Source organism: Streptomyces rectiverticillatus (assembly GCF_013394065.1).
GTDB classification, from domain to species: Bacteria; Actinomycetota; Actinomycetes; order Streptomycetales; family Streptomycetaceae; genus Streptomyces; species Streptomyces rectiverticillatus.
Window position 1 is genome coordinate 3,575,610 of record NZ_CP040752.1, and the last position, 23,948, is coordinate 3,599,557.

A 23,948-nucleotide genomic window follows, 5' to 3' on the forward strand; every position below is an offset into this window, starting at 1 on the left:
GCCGACTTCCTTGTCACTGCCACCCGTTGACACGATGACAGACCGGCAGACGGTCGACGACCTTGGCCGGTATCCCGCACAGGGCCTGCAGGCCCTGCAGGCCGTGCACCGCACGCACCTCCGCCGGAGCGGGCGCTGCCGCCGCCGTGCCCGGCAGTGCGAAGACCATCAGGGACACCCCGGGAACGAGGACTGCAGCGGCCTTCTTGGCGAGATTTCCGGTCTTCACGTTTCCCCCAACGTCGTTGTTCCGTGGGGAAAACTCTGCCAGCGGAGGCGGAGCGTCCGGCGGGGAAAGCCTGTCAGGTTGCTGCAGGGGACACACAGCTTTATGCCAGCAGGTTTATGCCGGCAGGGCCGGACGAGCACCATGCTCATCCGGCCCTGCCGACACGTGTTTACGTTCGCTACTGCTGATCGCGGCGCGGGCGCCACACCACCAGCGCGCTCGTCTGCTGGACGTCCTGGTATGGGACCAGGTCGCGGCGGTACGAGGCGTGGACCGCGGCCTCCGCCTGCTGCCGGGCCACGGCGGCGCCTTCGACGACGCCCTGCAGCTCGGCGACGCGCGCCTTGAGCGCGGCCACCTGGTTCTCCAGCTCGATGATGCGCTTGATGCCGGCGAGGTTGATGCCCTCGTCCTGGCTCAGCTGCTGCACCTGCCGCAGCTGTTCGATGTCCCGCGCGGAGTAGCGCCGCCCGCGCCCTGCGGCGCGGTCGGGTGAGACCAGGCCGAGCCGGTCGTACTGCCGGAGGGTCTGCGGGTGCAGGCCCGACAGTTGCGCGGCGACCGAGATGACATAGACCGGCGACTCGTCGGTCAGCTCGTACGGATTGCGCCGTCGGCCGGTCCCCTCCATGGGGTCACGCTCCCTTCGCGGCCTGGAAGAGCTCTGCCCGCGGGTCCTGGTCCGCGGTGGCCTCACGGTAGGTCTGCAGGGCTTCCCGGGCCTTGTCGCCGAGATCCTTGGGCACGGTCACCTCCACTGTGACCAGCAGGTCGCCGCGGGTGCCGTCCTTGCGCACCGCGCCCTTGCCGCGGGCGCGCATGGTGCGGCCGTTGGGCGTGCCGGGCGGCAGCTTGAGGGTGACCGGGGGGCCACCGAGGGTGGGCACCTTGATCTCGCCGCCGAGGACCGCCTCCGGGAAGGTGACGGGCACGGTGACGGTGAGGTTGTCGTCCTTGCGGCCGAAGACGGGGTGGGCGCCGACGTGCACGACGACGTAGAGGTCGCCGTTGGGCCCGCCGCGCTCGCCCGGGGCGCCCTTGCCGCGCAGCCGGATCCGCTGGCCGTCGGAGACTCCGGCGGGGATGCGGACCTGCATGGTGCGGGAGGACTTGGCGCGACCGCTGCCGTGGCAGACGTCGCAGGGGTTCTCCGGGATGAGGCCGCGGCCCTTGCAGTCGGGGCACGGGTCGGTCATGGAGAAGCCGCCGCCGGAGCCGTGCGAGACCTGGCCGGTGCCGACGCAGGTCGGGCAGACACGAGGCGTACCGTTTTTGTCGCCCGTGCCGGAGCAGGCCTTGCAGGCGGCCGAGGAGGACATGCGCAGGGGCACGGTGGCCCCGTCGACCGCCTCGGTGAAGTTCAGCGACACCTCGGACTCGATGTCCTGGCCGCGGCGCGGCTGGGTGCGCGTGCCGCCGCGGTTGAACAGGCCGCCGAAGACGTCGCCGAGGCCGCCGCCGAAGCCGCCGGTGCCGCCGCCTCCGCCCTGGGCGCCTCCGAAGAGGTCGCCCAGGTCGAAGTTGAAGGAGCCGCCGCCCGCGCCGCCCGGCCCCGGGCGGAAGCCGCCGTTGGCGAAGAGGGCGCGGGCGTCGTCGTACTCCTTGCGCCGCTTGGGGTCGGCCAGGACGTCGTTCGCCTCGGAGATCTCCTTGAAGCGCTCCTCGGCCTTGGCGTCGTTCTTGTTGGCGTCCGGGTGGTTCTCGCGGGCGAGCTTCCGGTACGCCTTCTTGATCTCGGCCTCGGTGGCGTCCTTGGGCACACCGAGGACCTTGTAGTAGTCCTTCTCCAGGAAGTCCTTCGTGCTCATCCTCGGCGTCCCTCCTTCCGTTCCCTGCGGTGATTCATCCGGTCGGCGTCAGCCCTTGTCCGGGCCACCGCTCTCCTCGTCGGAGCCGGAACCGGCGTCCTCGCCCTCGCCCTTGGCGCCCTGGGCACCCGGCTGGGGCTCGGCGACGGCGACCCGCGCGGGGCGGATCGTGCGCTCGCCGATGCGATACCCCGGCTGCAGAATCTGCACGCACGTCGTCTCGGTCACGTCGGGCGCGTAGCTGTGCATCAGCGCCTCGTGCACCAGCGGGTCGAAGGGCTCGCCCTCCTTGCCGAACTGCTGCAGCCCCATCTTGGCGACGATCGTCTCCAGGGACTCGGCGACGGACTTGAAGCCGCCGACGAGCTCGCCGTGGTCACGGGCGCGGCCGATGTCGTCGAGCGTGGGCAGGAGCTCGGACAGGAGGTTCGCGACGGCGATCTCCTTGACCGTGACCCGGTCCCGCTCGACCCGGCGGCGGTAGTTCTGGTACTCCGCCTGGAGGCGCTGGAGGTCCGCAGTGCGCTCGTTGAGCGCGGCCTGGGCCTGGTCCAGCTGGGCCTTCAGGCCCACCTCCACCAGCTCTTCGCCGGAGGGGGCAGAGCCCGGGCCCGCCTTGTCGGCGGACCCGGCGCCCTGCGCCGCTTCTTCGGAGTCGGCGGCGTCGGAGGGGCCTTCAGGCTTCTTCTCGTTGTCAAAGCCCGGGGTCTCCTCCGTCACGCCGCACCACCCTTCGGCTTGTCCTCGTCCACGATCTCGGCGTCGACGACGTCGTCCTCGGCCTTGGCGTGGCCGGCACCGGCGCCCGCGCCCTCGGCGCCGGCGGCACCCTGGGCGGCCTGGGCGTCGGCGTACATGGCCTGGCCCAGCTTCTGGGAGACGGCGGCGACCTTCTCCGTGGCGGTGCGGATCTCGGCCGTGTCCTCGCCCTTGAGCTTCTCCTTCAGCTCGGTGAGGGCGGTCTCGACCTCGGTCTTCACGTCCGCCGGGACCTTGTCCTCGTTGTCCTTGAGGAACTTCTCGGTCTGGTAGACGAGCTGCTCGCCCTGGTTGCGGGACTCGGCGGCCTCACGGCGCGCGTGGTCCTCCTCGGCGTACTTCTCGGCCTCTTCGCGCATCCGGTTGACCTCGTCCTTCGGCAGCGAGGAGCCACCGGTGACGGTCATCTTCTGCTCCTTGCCCGTGCCGAGGTCCTTCGCGGTCACGTGCATGATGCCGTTGGCGTCGATGTCGAAGGCGACCTCGATCTGCGGGACCCCGCGCGGGGCCGGCGGCAGACCGGTCAGCTCGAACATGCCGAGCTTCTTGTTGTACGCCGCGATCTCGCGCTCGCCCTGGTAGACCTGGATCTGCACGGACGGCTGGTTGTCCTCGGCCGTCGTGAAGATCTCGGACCGCTTGGTCGGGATCGTGGTGTTGCGCTCGATGAGCTTGGTCATGATGCCGCCCTTGGTCTCGATGCCGAGGGACAGCGGGGTCACGTCGAGGAGCAGGACGTCCTTGACCTCACCCTTGAGGACACCGGCCTGCAGGGCGGCGCCGATGGCGACGACCTCGTCCGGGTTGACGCCCTTGTTGGCCTCGTTGCCGCCGGTCAGCTCCTTGACGAGCTCGGCGACGGCGGGCATGCGGGTGGAGCCGCCGACGAGGACCACGTGGTCGATCTCGGAGAGAGCGATGCCCGCGTCCTTGATGACGTTGTGGAACGGGGTCTTGCAGCGCTCCAGCAGGTCCGCGGTGAGCTGCTGGAACTGGGCGCGCGTGAGCTTCTCGTCCAGGTGCAGCGGGCCCTCGGCGGAGGCCGTGATGTAGGGCAGGTTGATCGTGGTCTCGGTGGACGAGGACAGCTCGATCTTGGCCTTCTCGGCGGCCTCGCGGAGGCGCTGGAGGGCCATCTTGTCCTTGGACAGGTCCACGCCGTGACCGTTGGCGAACTGCTTGACCAGGTAGTCGACGACGCGCTGGTCCCAGTCGTCACCACCGAGGTGGTTGTCACCGTTGGTGGCCTTGACCTCGACGACGCCGTCGCCGATCTCGAGCAGCGAGACGTCGAAGGTGCCGCCACCGAGGTCGAAGACCAGAATGGTCTGGTCGTCCTTGTCGAGACCGTAGGCCAGGGCGGCCGCGGTGGGCTCGTTGACGATGCGCAGGACGTTCAGGCCCGCGATCTCGCCGGCCTCCTTGGTGGCCTGGCGCTCGGAGTCGTTGAAGTACGCCGGGACGGTGATGACCGCGTCCGTGACCTTCTCGCCCAGGTACGCCTCGGCGTCCCGCTTCAGCTTCTGCAGGATGAAGGCGCTCATCTGCTGCGGGTTGAAGTCCTTGCCGTCCAGGTTGATCTTCCAGTCAGTGCCCATGTGGCGCTTGACGGAGCGGATCGTCCGGTCGACGTTGGTGACAGCCTGGCGCTTGGCGACCTCGCCGACGAGCACCTCGCCGTTCTTCGCGAAGGCGACGACGGACGGCGTGGTCCTGGCGCCCTCGGCGTTGGTGATGACGGTGGGCTCACCGCCTTCGAGAACACTGACGACGGAGTTCGTCGTACCCAGGTCGATGCCGACCGCACGTGCCATGTCGATTCCTCCAGCTGACTTGAGTGGAACAGGCTCAAGCGTGCAACACGGATCCGTCCCTGTCAACGGAGCTGAGTCGAGGGGGCTCAAGTCTTATGCGGGTCTTATGCGCAGCGTGGGCGTGTACACCTGCAACCGGGGGCGCGCGGGGAGCACGCACAGGGCGCGTCGGGACAGGCCCGCTGCGGTTCGCCGAGCCCGGTGCGGGAAGGGGGGCGCGTTCACGTAGCGAATGGTTCTAGCCTGCGATTCTCGGGGGAGGGGGACCGCAGATGTGGGACCAGATCCAGCAGTGGGGCGTGGGAGCAGGGCTCTTCGTCCTCGGCATCATCGCCGCCGTCGCCAAGAGCTGGCTGGGCGCGAAGCTGAAGGCTTTCGCCGAATTCCTGTACAGCAGACTGGCGGGCAGCCGGCTGCTCCGCCGGACCGCACTGGCGCGCTACATCCGCGCCGTGCACGACCGGCACGACAAGTTCGCGGTCTCCTTCCAGGCCGACGACGACCTCAAGCTGCCGATGGAGTCCGTCTACGTCCCCTTGCGCTTCGCGGCCCCCAGCGGTGCCACGGCGGGGTCGGCCGGGGTCTCGGGCGGCGGCGGCCGGCGGCCCGGCGAGCCGGCCGCCACCCTGCGGCAGGGCCGGCACTCCGTGGTCCTCGGCGTGCCGGGCGCCGGCAAGACGATGCTCCTGCGGCACGAGATCCTCGTGTGGGCCCGGCAGCGGCTGCGCCCCGCCCGGCGCCCCGGGAAGCAGCCCCGCGTGGACCTGGGCGACATCGGCGGCATCCCGGTCCTGCTGGAGCTGCACCGGCTCAACAACAACCTCGACTGGTCGCTCGAAGAGCACATCGTCGACCACTTCAAGCGCCACAACTTCCCGAGCGCGCACAACTGGGTCAGGCGCGCCCTGCGGGAGGGCCACCTCACGCTCTACTTCGACGGGCTCGACGAGGTCACCAGCGCCCACCGTGACGCCGCGGTCGAGAAGATCAGGGAGTTCGCCCAGGTGTACGCGTCCTGCCGGATCGTGGTCACCTGCCGCGTCGCGGTGTACGAGGCGCAGTTCGCCGAGCAGTTCCACCAGACCCTGCGGGTCGAGGACTTCGACGAGCACCTGATACGCCGCTTCCTGGGCGGCTGGCCCTGGCCCGAGGGCACCGCGACCGAGACGGTGGAGCAGCTGATGGCCGCCCTGCGGGACACCCCGCAGCTGATGCCCCTGGCGCGCAACCCGCTGCTGCTGACGATGATCGCCTACCTCTACAGCTACGTGTACGCGGGCACCGACCAGGTCCTGCCGCACACCCGGGCCGACTTCTACAAGCAGGTCGTCGACAACCTGCTGATCGACCAGCGCCGCCGCCCCACCTTCGCCCACCCACTGAAGAAGGCCGTCCTGCACCACCTGGCACTGGCCGCCCAGGACACCCCCGCGGCCAACCACGACCGGCTCGCCCTCCCCGAGGACGGCGTGCTGGAGACCGTGCGGTCCGTCCTGGAGGCCAAGGGCAGGCCGGCCGGGCTCGACAAGGACGTCCTCAAGGAGATCGTCGACCGCAGCGGCCTCCTGCTGGCCGTGGACAACGGCGAGCGCTACCAGTTCGCCCACCTCACGCTCCAGGAGTACCTGGCGGCCGGCCTGCTGGCAGGCGACCCCCTGGGCCTGCTGCGCCGCTACGGCAAGGACCCGCACACCTGGCGGGAGACGGTGCGGCTGTGGTGCGGAGTGGAGGAGCGCGACTGCACCGAGGTCATCCGGACCGTCTACGCCCAGGACCCCCTGCTGGCGTTCCAGTGCCTCGCCGACGCGCACATGGTGGACGACACCCTGGCCGGCGAGATCATCGGCCACTTCCGCGACCGGCTCGGCAGCGAGTCCAGCAGCGACCAGGCCGTCATCGCGGCGTTCGGCCTCGTGGCCGCGGACCGCCGCCCGCGCGGCGTCCAGGTCTTCGACTTCCTGCGGCAGACCGCCCACAGCGACGACCGCGCCCGCGCGACCGCGGCCTGCCACGCCCTGGCGGCCACGCACCTCCCCCGGGCGGCGGACGTCCTGGCGGGCGGCATCCCCTGGGACGCCGCGGGGCCCGCCATCACCGCCATGGGCGACATCGCCGTACCCGTGCTGCGGCGCCTGGCGGCACAGGGCGAGCCGCAGGCGCTCGAGGCCCTGTGGGCCATCCGCACGCCGCGTGCGGCGCTCGCCCTGAACGCCCTGCTGTGGGCGGACACGAGCAGCCAGATGACCTCCCTGTGCGCCGCCTATCTCGGCGAGCTGCTGTCCGTCGCCGAGATCGAGGCGGAGCTGCGCACCGCGCCGGTACCGGCGGCCCCCTTCGACTGCCTGACCTGGGTGTGGCGCCCCTTCTCCCACGGCCCCGGGGACGCACTCGTCGCGATCGCCGGGCGCATCGCCGCCGTATTCGTCCGGGACCCGGCGCTGCCGCTCCCCCTGCCGGAGCCCCTTCCCCCGGACCCGCGCATCGTGGCGGCCCTGAGCCTCGTCCAGTACTCCGCGGACGGCCCCCGCGAGGTCCTGGCGCACGCTCCCCGGGTCGAGAGGAACGTGATGCGGGAGCTGCATCAGGTGCTCGGGGCGCGGGGCGGCATCCGCTACGTCCTCACCCAGGACAACGCCTCGGTCTACCGCCGCCAGCTCGCCCTCCACCTGGAGACCAACTACCTGCGCCCCGGCGCGGCCGACATGAACAGCCGGGATCAGGACGCCCTGCTCACCACCACCCTGGCCGTGCTCCGCGAGGCGGGTCTGAACGCGCTGCGGGTGCGGTTCCTGAACGCCCTGCCCCGCAAGCTGCGGCTGCGGGCGGTGATCTGCCTGGCCCTGGCCGAGTTCGCCGACCAGCGAAGCTGGGACACCCTGCCGGAGCGCCCCCTGAACACGGCCTACCGCTACGTCCGCAGCTGGCACTACCAGCTGATCGTGCTGCTGTGCCTCGCGGCGTCGGGGGTCGCCCTCTGGGGCGCCCTGGAGCGCATCACGCACCCGTGGGTCTGGGCGAACCTCGTGCCCAACGCGGCCGTCGCCCAGATCTTCCTCGGCTGGTTGTACCTCCTGACGAACGGCGGCATCCGGGAGTCCAGCCTGTGGTTCAACCGCGGCATCCTGAGCCCCCGGACGATCACGCGCGGCGGCGGCCGCCTGTGGAACGTCCGGACCTACGGCATGCTCCTGTGCGTCCCCGTCTATTTCCTCGACATGACGGCGGGGCACTGGGGGCCCATCGGGGCGGCCGGCATCTCGGCGGCCACCGTCGCGGCCTGCACGGTGCTGCACGTGCGCGCCTGCCGCATCGAGCGGGACGTCCGCCTGCGGACACATCCGGTCCGCCGCCTGGTGCTCCCGGAGCTCCACTGAGGGTGCCCTGAGCGACACAGATCACCGGCGATGCGGCTATATCGCGCGCGGGAGAGTGAGTAGTCTCGTACGGACTGGATAAGTTACTAGACAGTAATCCCGCTCTCGCAGGTTCGAGGAGCCGTTCCCATGCAACTCGCCGCGATCATCGTGTCGCTGGTCCTAATCGCGGTCGGCGTAGCGCTGTTCGGCCGTGCCATCCTGCAGATCTACCGCTTCATGCGGCTCGGCCAGCCCGTCCCCGCGGGCAGCCGGACGGGCGAGCCCGTGCAGCGCACCGTCACCGTGGCCAAGGAGTTCCTGGGCCACACCCGGATGAACCGCTGGGGCATCGTCGGCGTGGCGCACTGGTTCGTGGCGGTGGGCTTCTTCTCGCTGCTGCTGACGATCGTCAACGCCATCGGGCAGCTCTTCAAGGCCGACTGGATCCTGCCGGTCATCGGCGACTGGGCCCCGTACAACGTCTTCGTCGAGTTCCTCGGCACGATGACCGCGCTCGGCATCCTGACCCTGATCGTCATCCGGCAGCTGAACCGGCCGGGCAAGCCGGGCCGCAAGTCGCGCTTCGCCGGCTCCAACACCGGCCAGGCGTACTTCGTCGAGGCCGTCATCCTCATCGTCGGCGTCTGCATCTTCATGCTGCACGCCCTCGAAGGCGCCCAGCACCACGTGGACGGCTACGAGGCCTCGTTCTTCATCTCGTACCCGGTCGTGTCGTGGCTGGAGGGGATGGACCTCTCCACGCTCCAGAACCTCACCTACTTCTTCGCGGGCCTGAAGATCGCGACGTCCTTCATCTGGATGATCACGGTCGCCCTGAAGACCGACATGGGTGTGGCCTGGCACCGCTTCCTCGCCTTCCCGAACATCTGGTTCAAGCGCGAGGCCTCCGGCGACGTGGCGCTCGGCGCCCTGCAGCCGATGACGAGCGCCGGCAAGCCGATCGACTTCGAGGACCCGGGCGAGGACGACGTCTTCGGCGTCTCGAAGGTCGAGGAGTTCTCCTGGAAGGGCCTCCTCGACTTCTCCACCTGCACCGAGTGCGGCCGCTGCCAGTCGCAGTGCCCCGCCTGGAACACCGGCAAGCCGCTGTCCCCGAAGCTGCTCATCATGGCGCTGCGCGACCACGCGCACGCCAAGGCCCCGTACCTGCTCGCAGGCGGCGGCAAGGACGCCGAGGGCGAGGAGAAGGCGTCCGCGGAGCAGCTCAAGGACGTCCCCGCGTCCGCCCTCGCCGAGGCCGAGCGCCCGCTGATCGGCACCCTCGAAGAGAACGGCGTCATCGACCCGGACGTCCTGTGGTCCTGCACCACCTGCGGCGCCTGCGTCGAGCAGTGCCCGGTCGACATCGAGCACGTCGACCACATCGTCGACATGCGCCGCTACCAGGTGATGATCGAGAGCTCCTTCCCGTCCGAGGCGGGCACGATGCTCAAGAACCTGGAGAAGAAGGGCAACCCCTGGGGCCTGGCGAAGAAGCAGCGCCTGCAGTGGACCAAGGAGGTCGACTTCGAGGTCCCGGTCGTCGGCAAGGACATCGAGGACCTCACCGAGGTCGACTACCTCTACTGGGTCGGCTGCGCCGGCGCCCTGGAGGACCGCGCCAAGAAGACCACGAAGGCCTTCGCGGAGCTGCTGCACATGGCGGGCGTGAAGTTCGCCATCATGGGCGGCGACGAGGCCTGCACCGGTGACTCCGCCCGCCGCCTGGGCAACGAGTTCCTCTTCCAGCAGCTCGGCCAGCAGAACGTCGAGATGCTGAACATGGCGTTCGGTGAGGACGCGGAAGAGGGCGTGAAGGTCGAGAAGGCGAAGAAGAAGATCGTCGCGACCTGCCCGCACTGCTTCAACACCATCGCCAACGAGTACCCGCAGCTCGGCGGCGAGTACGAGGTCATCCACCACACGCAGCTGCTGCAGCACCTCATCGACGAGGGCAAGCTGATCCCCGTCACCCCGGTCGAGGGTCTGATCACGTACCACGACCCCTGCTACCTGGGCCGCCACAACAAGGTCTACACGCCGCCGCGCGAGATCATCGCCAAGGTGCCGGGCCTGCGCAACGAGGAGATGCACCGCCACAAGGAGCGCGGCTTCTGCTGCGGCGCCGGCGGCGCGCGCATGTGGATGGAGGAGCGGATCGGCAAGCGCATCAACAACGAGCGCGTCGACGAGGCGCTGTCCCTCAACCCGGACATCGTCTCCACCGCCTGCCCCTTCTGCCTCGTCATGCTGACCGACTCGGTCAACGGCAAGAAAAACGACGGCAAGGCCAAGGAGTCCATCCAGGTCGTGGACGTCGCCCAGCTCCTGCTGGAGTCGGTCAGGACGCCCGCGGCGCCGGAGGAGGACGGCAACGGCGGCGAGGGCAACGGTGACGGCGGCGACGGCGAGCCAGCCGGCGCTCCGAAGCCCGACCCGAAGCCTGACCCGGAGCCGGTGAAGTAGGCCTCTCCGCAAGGACGCACGGCCGGTGCCCGCGACGGTCCGCGGGCACCGGCCGCTGCCTTTTCATGATCCACTTGATGACGGGGAACACCGAGGACCACCGAGGAACACCGACCGGAAGTGAATCAGGGGGGAGCGCGTGTCATGCAGAACGCGCTGACGCAGGCCGTGCGCGTGAGCGCGGCCCTGACCTACGCCGCCGCCGTCGCGGCGTGCATCTGGGCACTGGGCATCGACTACCAGCCCGCGCCGCACACCGGGGTCCTCGTCTGCGTCTGGACGGCGGCCAGCGCGTGGGTCCAGCGGGCCGTGCTGCTGTGGGTACGGCGCTGGGACGGGCTGCGCAGGGAGCGGGAGGGCGAGAAGACCGTCCTGGAGAAGGAGAGCGGGCGCCGGGCGGCACGCCGCATCCAGCAGATCCGCTTCCGGCCCGTACCGGACTCCTTCTCCTCCCCGGCCCTGTCCAAGGCCCGGCAGCTGTCCGTCTCGGCCCTCGCCCTCGTGGCCTCCCTGACCGCCCTGAGCCTGCACGGCATGCCCGGCTCCGACAGCCGGCAGACCGCCATCCAGCACGCCGGCGCCGAGGTCGCCGTCGCGACCGTCGTGAAGGCGCGCCTGCTGGAGAAGGAGTACGACGACGACAATCCCGAGCTCGTCCGGGGGTACGTGTACGAGCTGACGGTGACGGTCCCGGGCAGCCCGGCGCAGCTCGCCACCGGCAGGACGACCTACCACGACCCCGTCCGCGAGGGCGGCCTGCTCACGGCCATGTGGGCACCCGACGACCCCTCGCTCGGCGCGTATCTGGGCAGGGAGGAGAAGCTGCACCGGCTGGCGGCCGGGAAGTGGCAGCCGAACCTGGAGGGCAGCATCGTCAACGCGATCGCCCTGATCCTCGGGCTGTGCCTGCTCCCCTGGGTGCTGCTCTTCTCCCTGGGCATCGCGGGCGGCTCCCTGCGCAAGCTGCCGTGGTCGCCGGTCATGCAGTCGGTGCACGCCGCCGTCGCGGTACTGGCGGCCTACGGATGCACGCCGGCGCTGCGCGGAGAGGACCCCTCGGGCACCGCACAGGCCCTCCTGCAGGCGGGCGGCTGGGCCCTCGTCGGTGGCATGATCTTCTCGCCGCTCTTCTCACCGATCTACGCGGCGGTGAAGAGGCGGTGAAGGCGGTGAAGAGCGGCTGAGGCCGCGGAGGCGGCAGGTACGGCCGTGACGCCGAGCGGCTCACCAACCCCCGATATTTCCCTTAGGGGATGTCACAGCTCGGCCGCAATGGCGGGCCCGTTCTCCCGGGCCCGTCTCGGCACTCTCAGGGAGCGGGTACGTTCGAAGCGTGGCTGGATTCAGGATGGGACGCGGACAGGGCTCGAACGACCCCGGCCCCGCGCAGCAAGGACAGCGCCCGGGACAGTACCGGGCCCCGCACGGCGGCCAGGGCGGCTACGCCGGCGGCAGTGGCGCGGGCGGCGGCGGCCAGTGGCAGCAGCAGCCCCCGCCGTACGGCGAGCCGGAGTACTTCGGCGCCGGCGGCGGCCCGCAGGGGCACGGCCACGGCCCGGGCCCGGACCACCAGCCGTACGGCCGGGGCGGCTACGGCCAGGGAGGCCATGGAGGCCACGGCGGACAGGGCGGCCAGGGACAGGACCCGTACTACGGTCAAGGCCCCGACGACGCCGGCCACACCCGGCAGTTCAGCATCGGCGAGGCCCCCGACGCCTACGGCGGCGGCCAGGACCCGTACGGCCAGGGCGGCTACGGCGGCCAGGACCCGTACGGCGGCCAGGATCCCTACGCCGGGCAGGACCCGTACAACAACGCCCCCGCGCCGCCCCCGGGCCCGCGCCTGCCGTGGAAGCAGCTGCTGACCGGCATAGTGATGCGCCCGTCCGCCACCTTCTGGCAGATGCGCGACCATGCGGTGTGGGTCCCGGCCCTGATCGTCACGTTCATCTACGGCCTGCTCGCCGTCTTCGGCTTCGACAAGGCCCGTGAGGACGTCCTCAACGCCTCGCTCGCCAACAGCCTGCCGTCGGTCCTGATCACCGGCGTGGTCATGGTGCTCGCCGGGCTGCTGCTGGGCGCGGTCACCCACACGCTGGCCCGGCAGCTCGGCGGCGACGGCATGTGGCAGCCGACGGTCGGCCTGTCGATGCTGATCATGTCGATCACGGACGCGCCCCGCCTGCTCTTCGCCATGTTCCTCGGCGGCGACAACCTGGTGGTGCAGGTGCTCGGCTGGGCGACGTGGCTGCTGGCGGGCTTCCTCTTCACGTCCATGGTCAGCAAGTCGCACGACATCCCGTGGCCGCGGGCGCTGGGCGCCTCGGCGATCCAGCTGATCGCCCTGCTGTCGATCGTCAAGCTGGGCACGCTGTAGCCGGGCGGGCGCATGCGAAGAGCCCCGGTTCCCGCCGAGACGGCGGGAACCGGGGCTCTTCTGCTGCTCTGCTGTGATCAGACGCGGCGATCAGGCGTCGAGGACCTGGCCCTCACGGCGCACGACCGGCGGCTCGACGGACCACGGGAAGTTGATCCAGTCCTCGGTGCGCTTCCAGACGTATTCGCACTTCACGAGGCTGTGGGACTTCTCGTAGATCACTGCGGAGCGGACCTCGGCCACGTGGTCCTTGCAGAAGTCGTGCACCAGCTTGAGGGTCTTGCCGGTGTCCGCGACGTCGTCGGCGATCAAGACCTTCTTGTTCGTGAAGTCGATCTTGTCGGGGACGGGGGAGAGCATGACGGGCATCTCCATCGTCTCGCCGACGCCCGAATAGAACTCCACGTTCACCAGGTGGATGTTCTTGCAGTCCAGCGCGTAGGCGAGGCCGCCCGCGACGAAGACGCCGCCACGCGCGATGGACAGGATGATGTCCGGCTCGTAGCCGTCGTCCGCGATGGTCTGCGCCAGCTCACGGATGGCCTCCCCGAAGATCGGGTAGGTCAGGTTCTCGCGGATCTCACTCACTGTTGCTCTTCGCCTTTTGCTCTGCTCAGACCTGCGTGCGATGGAAATTCTGGAAGGACCGCGAGGGCGTGGGCCCACGCTGTCCCTGGTAGCGGGAACCGTGCTTCGCGGACCCGTAAGGATGCTCGACGGGCGAGGTCAGGCGGAACATGCACAGCTGCCCGATCTTCATCCCCGGCCACAGCTTGATCGGCAGCGTGGCCATGTTCGACAGCTCCAGCGTCACGTGCCCGGAGAAGCCCGGGTCGATGAAGCCGGCCGTCGAGTGCGTCAGCAGGCCGAGCCGGCCGAGGCTGGACTTGCCCTCCAGTCGCGAGGCGATGTCGCCGGGGAGCGTGATGACCTCGTACGTCGAGGCGAGCACGAACTCACCGGGGTGCAGGATGAACGCCTCGTCGCCCTCCGGCACCACCTCGCGGGTGAGGTCCGCCTGCTCGACCGCGGGGTCGATGTGGGGGTACCGGTGGTTCTCGAACACCCGGAAGTAGCGGTCGAGCCGCACGTCGATGCTCGACGGCTGCACCATCGATTCGTCGAACGGGTCGATCCGCACGCGGCCTGCGTCGATCTCGGTCCGGATGTCCTTGTCTGAGAGAAGCACGGGTCGAGGATACGCGGAGAAGACGGACAACGCGGGCCCGGTCCGAGCGGACCGGGCCCGCGCCGCTTGATCACCGTCCGCGCGGCGCTCGCTAGCGCTTCTGCAGGGCCACCGGGACGGAATGCCGCAGCCGGGCGCAGCGCGGGCAGCGCAGCAGCCGCCCCGGGCCGATCCGGTCGGGTCCGAGGTGCTGCATCGGGAACGAAGCGGTGCTGAAGACGTGCCCCTCGGCACAACGAACGACGGTGCGCTCCATAGAGCTCCCTTTCCCCATTCACGTGAAAGACAAAAGCCACATTAGGGGATGTACAGGACTCGCTCCTACGCGGCACTCCCGGCAGTCCCCCACCGGCTTCCGCCGCCCCACGGTACGCCCCAACTCCCGGCACCCACGCACGCATCCCCACCGGCCCCACACTCTCCACACACAGCACGAAGGCCCGCACGGTGAGTGCACCGGGGGCCTTCGATGGGGTAGAGTGTGCGAAGATGAGGCGCCCGTAAAACAGGCGCCCTCGCGGGTGTAGTTTAATGGTAGAACATGAGCTTCCCAAGCTCAGAGCGCGAGTTCGATTCTCGTCACCCGCTCCATAAGACGTAGCTGCCGTAAGGGCAGATGCTGTTAAAGGAAGGCCCAGGTCAACGACCTGGGCCTTGTTTGTTTACCCTGGGCCGCCGGATGCGGCGGCCAACACTGACGGAACGGAGCGCGTGGTGACGGCGGGGGAAACGAACGGCGACGAGCTGATAGGCAAGGTCCTCGGCGGCCGTTACCGGGTGACGGCGGCGATCGGGCGCGGCGGCATGGGAGTGGTCGCCCGGGCGGTGGACGAACTGCTCAACCGGGAGGTCGCCGTCAAGGTCCTGCGGGCCTTCACCGACTCCTCCGAGCCCGAACTCTTCGACCTGCGGACCCGGATGCAGCGCGAAGCGCAGGCCGCCGCCCGCATCCGGCACAGCGGCGTCGTCACCGTGCACGACGTGACCGAGGAGCAGGGCCTGCCGGTCATCGTCATGGAGCTCGTCGACGGGCCCTCGCTCGACGACGTGCTGGGCGAGCGCGGCACGCTGGAGCCGCACGAGGCGGCGGCGATCGGCGCCAAGCTGATGGACGCGCTCGACGCCGCGCACCGGGCCGGCGTGCTGCACCGGGACGTCAAGCCGGGGAACGTACTGCTGGAGCACGGCGAGCGGAGCGAGAAGGGGTTCCCCCCGGCCGGAGGCTGGGGGAGGGTCGTGCTCACCGACTTCGGCATCGCCAGCATGGAGGCCTCCGGCGACGAGGCCATGGCCAAGCTGACCCAGAGCGGCCAGCTCGTCGGCTCCCTCGACTACCTGCCGCCGGAGCGCGCGCAGGGCAGGGAGCCGGGTCCCGCTTCGGACATCTGGTCGCTGGGCATGACGCTGTACGCGGCCGTGGAGGGCACGTCGCCGTTCCGCCGGACGTCCGTGTGGTCCACGCTCTCGGCGATCGTCACCGAGCCGCTGCCGGAGCCCCGGCGGGCGGGGGCGCTCACGCCCGTGCTCCAGGCGCTGATGGCGAAGGAGCCGGAGCACCGGCCGACCGCGGACCAGGCGCGCGAGATGCTGGAGCGGGTCGCCGCGGGCGCGACGGCGAGCCCGGCGGACACGGCGAGCACGGTGAACACGGCGAACCTCATGCCGCAGGCCCCGGCCGCCTCCCCCTCCCCCGCATCCCCGCAGGCCGTTGCTCCGGCGCCGCCGCCGGGGTTCGGCGCCGCGCCGTCGTTCACCGGGCCTTACTCTCAGTCTCCGCCCCAGTCTTCACCGCAGCCTTCGCCGGGACCTGCGCCGGGACCTGCGCCGCAGTCTCCTCTGCAGCCTTCCCCGCAGCCCTTCCCGCAGAGCCCGTACGCCGGTTATCCGGCGCCCGGCCCGCTGCACGCACAGTCGCCGCAGTCTCCGCAGTCTCCGCAGTCTCCGCAGGCCCCGCAGCCTGCGCAGTCCGGCTCCGGTGCACCGGTCGCGGGTCACACCGCCCCCGGCCGCGCCGCCGCCGACCGTGGGCGGCGCCGCAGCCGGACCCTCATCGCAGCGGCGGCCGCCCTCGTCGTGCTCGCCGGCGGCGGCGTCACGTACGCCCTGACCGGCAACGGCAACGGCGGTGGCAAGAAGGACGACGAGCCCCGGGCGGCGGCGCCGGCGGCGGCCGGCTCGCCGTCGGTCGGTGAGCAGCCGAACGAGGGCGGTGTGGCCACCGGCCTGCACTCCCCGGGCGCCTCGCCGTCCGCGAGCGCCTCCAAGAAGCCGTCCGCCTCGCCGTCGCCTTCCTCGGCCTCCCCGTCGGTCAAGCCGAGCGCTTCGTCGGCCAAGCCCACGGTGCCGACGACCTGCAGCGGCTGGAGCCACCACGACCCGAAGCCGGGCACGTACGGATACGTGTCCGGCGATCGCCACGTCCTCAACGGGCCCTACAAGGTCTGCGGTTCCGTGGCCGCGGCGAAGAGCGGCACGAAGGTCTGGTTCCACTGTTCCGTCGAGAACTCGTACGGCCACAAGTGGATTTACGTCCGCATCGAGGGGACGAAGACCGCGGGCTGGATGTCGGGCGACACCATCATCCGCCAGAGCGGCCAGACGGTCCGCTGCTGACGGCGTCCTCTGATGGTGTCCACACGCGGTGTCCGCTGACGGTGTCGGCCGGCGGCGTCCGCTGACGGCCTTTCGGGGCTTTTGCACACCCGTTCCCGGTCGGCCGACCTGCCCGGCATGAAATTCCGATAAGTTGCCGTGCCGAACGATCAACGGTCTTTCTACGCCTGACCCCGATGCGGAGTACGACATGAGCACTTATCCGGGCGGCGGCAGCGCCGGACCGGGCGGCTGGGCGGCCTCGGAAGCCACAGGCCCCAACGGCTCCTACCGGAACCAGACGCTGAAGTACCAGCAGGTCGAGCTGGCCTTCGACGAGTCGGTCACGCTCCGGACGGTCATCGGCCTCTGGGCGACCGCGGCCGTCACCGCGACCGTGGTGTGGCTGATCTGCGGGCTGTTCGGCCTGCTGACGAACGACTGGGACTTCGAAGAGGCCGGTACCGCCTTCAGCGTGGGCTCCATCCTGTCGTTCATCATCTTCTGGTTGATCCTGCTCTGCTCCACCCTCACCGAGCCCGTCTCGGAGTGGCGGACCCTGCTGGAGGACAAGGCGCAGGCCTCCCCCTCCGCCTACGCGGCGATCTACGGCGCGCTGTCCCGCCGCCGCATCCCGGTGACGGCCGTGCCGTCCCGTATCCGCAGCGACATCCTGCAGCCGGAGGCGGTCAGCAACCGTCTCGTCGTCAGCAGCGGCCGGTACGTGACCTACGTATCCGTCTTCGAGTACGGCACCAGCCTCTATCTCGGCTGGACGATGTGGCGCATCCGCCCCGGCGCGGTGATCATCGGCACGTACTTCAAGGACCTCATCGGCGGGCTCATGGGCCGCACCGGTGACGTCAACCAGATGCTCCGCACCGAGCGGCCGCGCGCCATGCGCGAGGCCGTGCACTCGGCGGTCCGGGAAGGCGTGGAGATCGCGGTCCAGGGCATCGAGGTGCCCATCGCCTCGACCTTCGGGCAGGACCTCCCGATCATGACCGCGCCCGGCCAGGGTCCCGCCGGCCCGCCGGCTCCGCCCGCGCCGCCGGTCATGCCCGCCGCGCCGCCGGCCCAGCCCGTACCGGGGGGCGGACCCCGGGCCGTACCCGGGGTCGTACCCCAGCCCGTACCGCAGCCCGTCCCCCCGGCCGTACCGCAGCCCGCGCCACCGGCTCCGCCCGGCGCAGGCGGACCCGCCGCGCCGCCGGCGCCCCCTGCAGCGCCCAACGGCCACGGCCCCGCTTCCCCGTGGACCAGCTGAGCAGCATGAACCAGCAGACCGACAGGACGCCCCCGCCGGGCGTCCTGACCGTCGGCGACGGGACGTCGGTGTGGGCCTGGGCGGCCGTCCGCATCGAGGCCGCCGCCGACCTCACCGAGACCAGGGAGTACGCCGACCTCCCCGAGGACGAGCGCCGGATCAAGGCGGTCGCCGCAGAGGCGGCCTGGCTGGCCGGCCAGTGGGACACCCGCCACGACACACGCATCGAGCTGCGCTACCTGACCGACCCGGCCGAGCGCAGGATCTCGTGCGCTCTGCTGGCCCGGGTGCGCGGCGACGGCGCGGCCGGCGCGGTCACAGCGGAGGACTCCGCCGTGACCGCGGCGCTCGCGCTCCGCGACCGGCTGGGGCACCTGCCGCACCACGTGCACGCCGCCCCGGTCCAGGACACGGCCGAAGTGGCGCGGTGGCTCACGCCGTTCACCCCCGACCCGGCCGGCCTGGCCGAGATCCGCAAGCGCTACCGGACGGGCCTGCCCAACCGGCCCGACGCGGGCGTGCAGTACTACCTCGCCCCGCAGTCGTTCACCGCGGCGGCGCCGCCGTGGGACGCGCTGTGGCAGGCGTTCACGGCACACCCGTACCCGCTCATGCTGACGGTCGGCCTCGAACCGTACCGGGTGCCCGACGACCTCGGGCCGATGCTGCACCAAATCGCCACCCACTACGGGCGGCTGGGGACGCCGGGACAGCTGCCGGAGGGCCTGTGGGGCCCGGCGACCCAGCTCTCCCCCGACAACTTCGCCGTGGACGCCGCGAAGGTGTACGCGGACGCCGCGCGCCGCTACACCGACCGCGCCTTCCGCATCCGCATCGCGCTCGCCTCCCCGAACCCGCTCCCCGAGTCCCTCGCGGAACTGGTCGGCGCCACGGTCTCCCCGCAGGAACGGCCCGGCCAGGGCACCGTCCTGACCGAGACCTTCACCGGCCCGGCCCACGTCACCGTACGGCCGGCGCCGCCGGAGCTGGCGGCGGCGTGGACCGGGATCACGACGCTGGAGCACGCCCGCTGGGGCGGCGACCAGCGCTGGCAGCTGCCCGAACCGCTGTCGCCGCCGCTGCGCCTGCTCTCCGAGCTGGTCGACGCGCGGGAGGCGGGTGCGGCGCTGCGGCTTCCCCTCGCCGTGCACGGGCACATGGCGGGCTTCCCCGTACGCAGGCCCGACATGGCCCTGGAGACCGATTACCGGCCGCAAGGACCGGCCATCGAACTCGGCCGGCAGCTGGTGCACGGCGCGCCGGCCGGGCCGCTCGGCGTGGAGCTGGGGTCCCTCTCCCGGCACGCGCTGTTCGTCGGGACGACCGGCTCGGGCAAGACCAACACGACCCTGGCCTTCTGCCAGCAGCTCTGGCGGGACCACAAGGTGCCGTTCCTCGTGCTGGAGCCGGTGAACTCCGAGCTCGACGACTACCGCTGGCTCGCCACCCGCCCCGGCTTCGAGGACCTGCTCGTCCTCACCGTCGGCGACGAGAACACGGCGCCGTTCCGGCTCAACCCCTTCGAGGTGCCGCACGGGGTCCGGATCAGCACCCACACGGCCGGACTGCTCGCCTGCTTCGACGCCGCGTTCGGCCTCTGGGACCCCCTGCCGGCCATCTACAACAAGGCCCTGCGCAACACGTACGCGCGGAAGGGCATCGTCCCCACCGACGTCTCCACGCCCGCCCACGACGGGGCGTGGCCCACCCTCCGCGACTTCATCGCCGAGATGCGCAAGGAGTGCGATCAGCTCGGGTACTCCGGCGAGGTCAAGGACAACATCGTCGCCGCGTCGAGGCTGCGGGCCGAGTCCCTCGCGGAGGGCGCCTGCGGCAGCACGCTGGACTGCGCGCGCTCGTACCCCGTCGAGGAGCTCCTCAACCGCCCGGTCGTCATCGAGCTGGCCGGCGTCGGCGACAACGAGAAGGAACAGTCCCTCGTCACCGCGCTGATCCTGCAGACCATGACGGAGCACTACAAGGCGACCCGGCGGGGCGACGGCCTGGCCCACGTCACCGTCATCGAAGAGGCCCACCGGCTGCTCGGACGCCCCGTCGCCTCCGGCGGGGACGGCAAGGAGGGCAACGCGCAGGCCCGCGCGGCGCAGGCCTTCGCCAACACGCTCGCCGAGAACCGCAAGTACGGCGAAGGCCTGGTGATCGTCGAGCAGGTCCCCGAGAAGCTCATCGAGGACGCGTACAAGAACACCAACCTGAAGGTCATGCACCGCCTGCCGTCCGCCACGGACCGGGAGCTGATCGGCGGCACGATGCGGTTCTCCCCCGACCAGGAGCGGTTCGCGTCGTCCCTGGAGCCGTTCCAGGCCTTCGCCCACCACGACGGCATCGACCGGCCGGCCCTCATCCGGGTCCCGAACGTACGGGCCGAGGCGGCCGCGGAGAGCGGGGTCGCGCGGGCGCCGCTCGCCGGCAACGCGGAACTGGCCGACCGCTTCCGTGCCTTCGCCGCCGCGACCCCGGACGTCGACGCGGCGCTCGCCCCGTTCGCCGACTGCGAGGGCTGCCGGCACCGCTGCGCGTTCCGCTCACGGGCGGCGACCGCGGTGTGGCCGGAGCACGGGACCGAGCTGAAGAAGCGCGTGGCCGACTACCCCAAGACCTCGGCCGCCCAGGCCGAGTGGTGGTCCCGCACGGCGGACTGGGTCGCGGAAATCGCCGACACCGTGGCCCCGCGGGGCGCGGCGGCGGACGCGGTCGACGACTACCGCGCCTGTGTGTTCATCCACGTCGCCCAGGCGGCGTGGAAGAGGAAGACGCTGCCTTGGGTGCGTCTGTACCGCAGCAATGCGGGTGCCGATGCGGGTGCGAGAACTGAGTCATGAGCGACCGCCCCACCGAGAGAGAAGAGCCCCCCGAGCAACCGCCGTCCCCGGAATCCGGGACGGACGAGGCCCCGGACCCCACGGAGGCGCAGGACGCGCCCGAGCCGTCCGCACCTGAGCAGCCCGAGCAGTCGCCCGCATCCGACGCCACCTCCGACGGGAGCGAGGCATCCGACGCCGCACCGGATCCGACGGAGGCAGAGGACCCGGAGGGGACGGAGGGGACGGAGGGCACGGAGCAGGCCGAGGCGACGGAGAAGACGGAGCCAGCCGAGGCGACGGAGAAGGCAGCGGAACCGGAGGCGGCGGAAGAGCCAGGGGACCCGGAGGATTCAGAGGAGCCTGAGGACGCGGAGAACTCGGAGGACTTGGAGGGCGCGGAGGAGCCGGACGACGCGGAGGACGCGGAGGACGCAGACGACCCGGAAGACGTAGAGGACGTGGAGGACCCGGAGGATCCGGGGGACGTAGAGGACCCCGAGGACCCCGAGGATCCGGAAGAGCCGGAAGAGCCGGAAGAGCCGGAAGACCCGGAAGACCCGGAAGAGCCGGAAGACCCGGAAGAGCCGGAAGACCCGGAAGACCCGGAAGACCCGGAGGAGCCCGAGGAACCTGAGGAACCCGAGGAACCGGAGGAACCCGAGGGCGCCGACGAGCCCACGGAGACCGCACCGGAGCCTGCGGATGCGCTTGATACGGACGAGGCGGCGCCCGAGCCGGCTGAACCAGCTGAACCAGCTGACGCGGTTGAACCGGCTGCATCATCGGAAGGCTCGCAGAACACACCCGAGTCCCCGGAAGACGCCCCGGAACCAGCCGGTGCCACGGAGGCCAGCTCGCCGAAGAGAGCAGCGGAAACGGCCTCGCGCGCTGAGACCCCGGACGACCCGGACGAGGCCCCCGAGCCTGCCGAGCCTCAGGACACCCACGCGAGGCGTGCGCCGGAAAGCCGACAGGAGCCCGAGGCGCCCTCGGCGACCGGATCCCCGGACAACCCGGAGGAAGCCCCCGACCCGACTACCGGGTCAGAGGCCCCGAAGGACGACGTTCCCGCAGCGGACCTCGCGGACCCGGTCCAGGACGAACAGCCGTCCCGCGGCCGCCGCCCGCGTGACGTGCCGGACGACCTGAACCGAACGGACGGGGACGGGGACGGGGCGCTGGACGCCTCCGACGCGTTCGATCCCGACCCCGAGGTCGACGACACATGGATCAGGCTGCGCTCCGGAAACAACCGGCAGAGGGCCGTGACCTCGAACGAGGCCGACGGCGCCGAAGGTGATGGGTAATGGCATCGACCGTCCACGAGCTCCCCAAGGCTTCCGGGGAGCTGGAACTGAACCATGAGCGACCGCCCCACCGAGACCGATAAGCCGCGTGAGCAGGCTCCGCCGCCGGAATCCGGGGCGGACGAGGCGCCCGAACCGACGGAGGTGCAGGACGCGCCGGAGCCTGCCCCCTCCCCCGAGACGCCGACCGGGCAGCCCGAGCAGGCGCCCGAATCCGGTGGCGACGCTTCCGACACTGCCGAGGCTTCCGACGACGCACCGGAGCCGACGGAAGCAGAGGACGCCGAGAGGGCAGAGGAGGCGCCCGAGCCCGCGGAAGTATCTGCTGAGCCGAAGGACGGGGGTGAGGCTTCCTACGGAGGCGAGGCCTCCGACGCTGCTCCGGAGACGGCGGATGCGGGAGAGGAGGAACAGCCGGAGGACGCGGAGGACGCCCCGGAACCCTCCGAGAATGCAAGGGAACCGGAGGAATCACAGAAACCGGCTGGGCTGCAGAACGCGGACGAGTCATCCCGGCCCGAGGACGAAGGGCCTGGCGATTCGGCAGACGTGTCCGCATCCCCCGACACCTCGGCCGAAAGCACTGCGGAAGCAGCCGAGTCCGACGAGCCTGAGCCGTCGCCCGAGTCCAAGTCCGAGTCCGGGACCGAGTCCGGGACCGAGTCCGACGACGCGCCGGAACCGCCCGCACCCGAGGACGCACCGGCAGCTGAGGCGGAAGAGCCGCCGGAGAAAGCAGCGGAAACGCGCTCGCACGCCGAGGGCGTGGATGATCCGGACGAAGCCCCCGATCCCTCCGCGCCGCACGACAGCGGCACTGCGGAGCAACCACCGGAGAGGGCTGTCGAGGCGCCGGAATCGGATCCCGACGACGCTCCGGAGCCGCCCGACGAAGAGCTCGCCTCCGATGCCGGCGATGCCGCCGATTCCGGAGAATTTCTGCCGAAATCCGGAATGGATTGGGTGACAGGAGGCGGCGAGGATGGACTTTCCAACCGTATGCGACCGCCCCGGGAAGGGGACACAAACTATGTCGTGGACGATCTCAACAACCTGTCGGACACGATAACCGACATCGACAACATCCGCGACGGAACGCTGTGGGAGGAGAAGACGGCCACCGGACAGGACCCTCGATTCAACACCGAAAAATGGATCAACAAGCACGTATTCAAAAAGCTGGATTCCTATGTCCGCGCCCGCCCTCATATGGAGGGTTACGAACAGGCACCTCTCGGGCTGCACTTCACGGAGCCCGGAGCAACTCCAGCCTTCAGAGCTGCAGTGGAGTCTGGTATAAAAGAATGGGGAAATAGGAACCCGGGAACCGAAGTAAAGGTCAGGTGGACAGAGTGAGCTGCTACTTCCAAGCGAACGACACAGACATCTGGAATCCATCGAACTCGGTCGCCAGACTTTTCCTGGAACAGGCCGGCAACCTGTCGAATCTCATGGGAGTGGAATCCGGCCTGGGCCCCGTCATCGAAGATGAATGCGAGATCGACTTCACCGCGTTCACGAAATTCGTCGACAGCCTGGTGAAGAGTTACCAGCAGTCCAACAACAGCGCATTCAGGTCTTTGATCGGCGGCTTCGTTTCCGTGGCCCTCGTCTTGGTCGAGCGTGGCGGCGGTGTTCTCGAATCCATTACGCCGGAGCATGCCGAGATGTGGGAAAGCGTGCGGGCGGCCAATGCGATGGGGATGCCGACGGGGTGAGGGAGCCCGCCAGGCCGGTGCCTGCGGCCCCGGTGCCTGCGGCCCCGGTGCCTGCAGCGCCTCCCGTTCCGGGCGAGCGCTGCTCGAACGGCTGCCGCCGGAGGTGTCGATGGTTCTCAACCCAGGGGACGCGGTGTCCGTGCGGCTGCCCGTAACCGGCCTGCCGGCCGCCCGGGCCGGAACGTGAGCAGGGCCCGGGTCGGTGACCCGGGCCCTGCTCACATCGCTTCAGTGCGCGCGC

18 protein-coding genes and 1 tRNA gene are annotated in these 23,948 nt (G+C 70.5%); 11 read left to right on the plus strand and 8 right to left on the minus strand.

Annotated elements, in window-relative coordinates:
- Positions 1-13: 13 nt before the first annotated feature.
- The 5 genes from FGW37_RS15420 to dnaK form a co-directional block, all read right to left on the minus strand.
- Positions 14-229: a hypothetical protein gene (locus FGW37_RS15420; protein WP_179081567.1), complete on the minus strand. Its 216-nt coding sequence runs from the start codon at positions 227-229 to the stop codon at positions 14-16.
- Positions 230-407: 178 nt separating this feature from the next.
- Positions 408-860, minus strand: a complete 453-nt coding sequence (locus tag FGW37_RS15425) for a heat shock protein transcriptional repressor HspR (protein WP_179081568.1) — start codon at positions 858-860, stop codon at positions 408-410.
- A gap of 4 nt (positions 861-864) precedes the next feature.
- Positions 865-2,037, minus strand: a complete 1,173-nt coding sequence (dnaJ, locus tag FGW37_RS15430) for a molecular chaperone DnaJ (RefSeq protein ID WP_179081569.1) — start codon at positions 2,035-2,037, stop codon at positions 865-867.
- 48 nt (positions 2,038-2,085) lie between these two features.
- Positions 2,086-2,757, minus strand: coding sequence for a nucleotide exchange factor GrpE (gene grpE / locus FGW37_RS15435; protein ID WP_179081570.1), 672 nt, complete (start codon positions 2,755-2,757; stop codon positions 2,086-2,088).
- A complete protein-coding gene (gene dnaK, locus FGW37_RS15440; RefSeq protein ID WP_058047478.1) occupies positions 2,754-4,610 on the minus strand; it encodes a molecular chaperone DnaK in 1,857 nt (618 codons plus the stop codon). The genes grpE and dnaK overlap by 4 nt, the downstream gene beginning before the upstream one ends.
- A 272-nt stretch (positions 4,611-4,882) precedes the next feature.
- On the opposite strand from dnaK, the gene FGW37_RS15445 reads away from it, so the two are divergent.
- From FGW37_RS15445 to FGW37_RS15460, 4 genes are all read left to right on the plus strand, one after another.
- Positions 4,883-7,984, plus strand: coding sequence for an NACHT domain-containing protein (locus FGW37_RS15445; RefSeq protein WP_179081571.1), 3,102 nt, complete (start codon positions 4,883-4,885; stop codon positions 7,982-7,984).
- A 129-nt stretch (positions 7,985-8,113) separates the two neighbouring features.
- Complete coding sequence (locus tag FGW37_RS15450; protein ID WP_179081572.1) at positions 8,114-10,432, plus strand: (Fe-S)-binding protein; 2,319 nt, start codon at positions 8,114-8,116, stop codon at positions 10,430-10,432.
- 144 nt (positions 10,433-10,576) lie between these two features.
- Positions 10,577-11,596: a hypothetical protein gene (locus FGW37_RS15455; protein ID WP_179081573.1), complete on the plus strand. Its 1,020-nt coding sequence runs from the start codon at positions 10,577-10,579 to the stop codon at positions 11,594-11,596.
- 184 nt (positions 11,597-11,780) lie between these two features.
- The gene (locus FGW37_RS15460; RefSeq protein WP_179081574.1) at positions 11,781-12,809 is read left to right on the plus strand and encodes a Yip1 family protein; all 1,029 of its coding nucleotides are present in this window, start codon (positions 11,781-11,783) and stop codon (positions 12,807-12,809) included.
- Positions 12,810-12,899: 90 nt separating this feature from the next.
- Here FGW37_RS15460 and FGW37_RS15465 read toward each other — a convergent pair whose 3' ends face one another.
- The 3 genes from FGW37_RS15465 to FGW37_RS15475 form a co-directional block, all read right to left on the minus strand.
- Positions 12,900-13,397 carry a phosphoribosyltransferase gene (locus FGW37_RS15465; protein WP_179081575.1) on the minus strand — a complete coding sequence of 166 codons (498 nt, stop codon included), beginning with the start codon at positions 13,395-13,397 and terminating at the stop codon, positions 12,900-12,902.
- Between the two features lie 25 nt (positions 13,398-13,422).
- Positions 13,423-13,998 (minus strand): dCTP deaminase, encoded by a 576-nt coding sequence (gene dcd / locus FGW37_RS15470; protein ID WP_058047472.1) that lies wholly within the window; start codon positions 13,996-13,998, stop codon positions 13,423-13,425.
- A 91-nt stretch (positions 13,999-14,089) separates the two neighbouring features.
- Positions 14,090-14,254, minus strand: coding sequence for a hypothetical protein (locus FGW37_RS15475; RefSeq protein WP_173864874.1), 165 nt, complete (start codon positions 14,252-14,254; stop codon positions 14,090-14,092).
- A 261-nt stretch (positions 14,255-14,515) separates the two neighbouring features.
- Here FGW37_RS15475 and FGW37_RS15480 point away from each other — a divergent pair.
- The 7 genes from FGW37_RS15480 (at position 14,516) to FGW37_RS15510 (ending at position 23,707) form a co-directional block, all read left to right on the plus strand.
- Positions 14,516-14,589 (plus strand) — tRNA-Gly (locus FGW37_RS15480).
- 123 nt (positions 14,590-14,712) lie between these two features.
- Positions 14,713-16,611, plus strand: a complete 1,899-nt coding sequence (locus tag FGW37_RS15485; protein WP_179081576.1) for a serine/threonine-protein kinase — start codon at positions 14,713-14,715, stop codon at positions 16,609-16,611.
- 190 nt (positions 16,612-16,801) lie between these two features.
- Positions 16,802-17,857, plus strand: a complete 1,056-nt coding sequence (locus FGW37_RS15490) for a hypothetical protein (protein ID WP_218650584.1) — start codon at positions 16,802-16,804, stop codon at positions 17,855-17,857.
- 5 nt (positions 17,858-17,862) lie between these two features.
- Complete coding sequence (locus FGW37_RS15495) at positions 17,863-20,700, plus strand: ATP-binding protein (RefSeq protein WP_179081577.1); 2,838 nt, start codon at positions 17,863-17,865, stop codon at positions 20,698-20,700.
- Positions 20,697-21,989 (plus strand): hypothetical protein, encoded by a 1,293-nt coding sequence (locus FGW37_RS15500; protein ID WP_179081578.1) that lies wholly within the window; start codon positions 20,697-20,699, stop codon positions 21,987-21,989. The genes FGW37_RS15495 and FGW37_RS15500 overlap by 4 nt, the downstream gene beginning before the upstream one ends.
- A 54-nt stretch (positions 21,990-22,043) precedes the next feature.
- Entirely contained in the window at positions 22,044-23,345 is a 1,302-nt protein-coding gene (locus tag FGW37_RS15505; protein ID WP_179081579.1) for a hypothetical protein, read from the plus strand.
- Positions 23,342-23,707 (plus strand): DUF6086 family protein, encoded by a 366-nt coding sequence (locus FGW37_RS15510; RefSeq protein WP_179081580.1) that lies wholly within the window; start codon positions 23,342-23,344, stop codon positions 23,705-23,707. Before FGW37_RS15505 ends, FGW37_RS15510 begins: the two co-directional genes overlap by 4 nt.
- Positions 23,708-23,948: the final 241 nt, after the last annotated feature.

What these genes read in the sequence shown, in the direction of transcription:
- dnaK (WP_058047478.1), bottom strand. Translation starts at nt 4,610, where the DNA reads ATGGCACGTGCGGTCGGCATCGACCTGGGTACGACGAACTCCGTCGTC.
- FGW37_RS15450 (WP_179081572.1), top strand. Translation starts at nt 8,114, where the DNA reads ATGCAACTCGCCGCGATCATCGTGTCGCTGGTCCTAATCGCGGTCGGC.
- FGW37_RS15490 (WP_218650584.1), top strand. Translation starts at nt 16,802, where the DNA reads ATGAGCACTTATCCGGGCGGCGGCAGCGCCGGACCGGGCGGCTGGGCG.
- dnaJ (WP_179081569.1), bottom strand. Translation starts at nt 2,037, where the DNA reads ATGAGCACGAAGGACTTCCTGGAGAAGGACTACTACAAGGTCCTCGGT.
- FGW37_RS15455 (WP_179081573.1), top strand. Translation starts at nt 10,577, where the DNA reads ATGCAGAACGCGCTGACGCAGGCCGTGCGCGTGAGCGCGGCCCTGACC.
- FGW37_RS15460 (WP_179081574.1), top strand. Translation starts at nt 11,781, where the DNA reads ATGGGACGCGGACAGGGCTCGAACGACCCCGGCCCCGCGCAGCAAGGA.
- FGW37_RS15505 (WP_179081579.1), top strand. Translation starts at nt 22,044, where the DNA reads ATGAGCGACCGCCCCACCGAGACCGATAAGCCGCGTGAGCAGGCTCCG.
- FGW37_RS15475 (WP_173864874.1), bottom strand. Translation starts at nt 14,254, where the DNA reads ATGGAGCGCACCGTCGTTCGTTGTGCCGAGGGGCACGTCTTCAGCACC.
- FGW37_RS15425 (WP_179081568.1), bottom strand. Translation starts at nt 860, where the DNA reads ATGGAGGGGACCGGCCGACGGCGCAATCCGTACGAGCTGACCGACGAG.
- FGW37_RS15495 (WP_179081577.1), top strand. Translation starts at nt 17,863, where the DNA reads ATGAACCAGCAGACCGACAGGACGCCCCCGCCGGGCGTCCTGACCGTC.
- FGW37_RS15445 (WP_179081571.1), top strand. Translation starts at nt 4,883, where the DNA reads ATGTGGGACCAGATCCAGCAGTGGGGCGTGGGAGCAGGGCTCTTCGTC.
- FGW37_RS15500 (WP_179081578.1), top strand. Translation starts at nt 20,697, where the DNA reads ATGAGCGACCGCCCCACCGAGAGAGAAGAGCCCCCCGAGCAACCGCCG.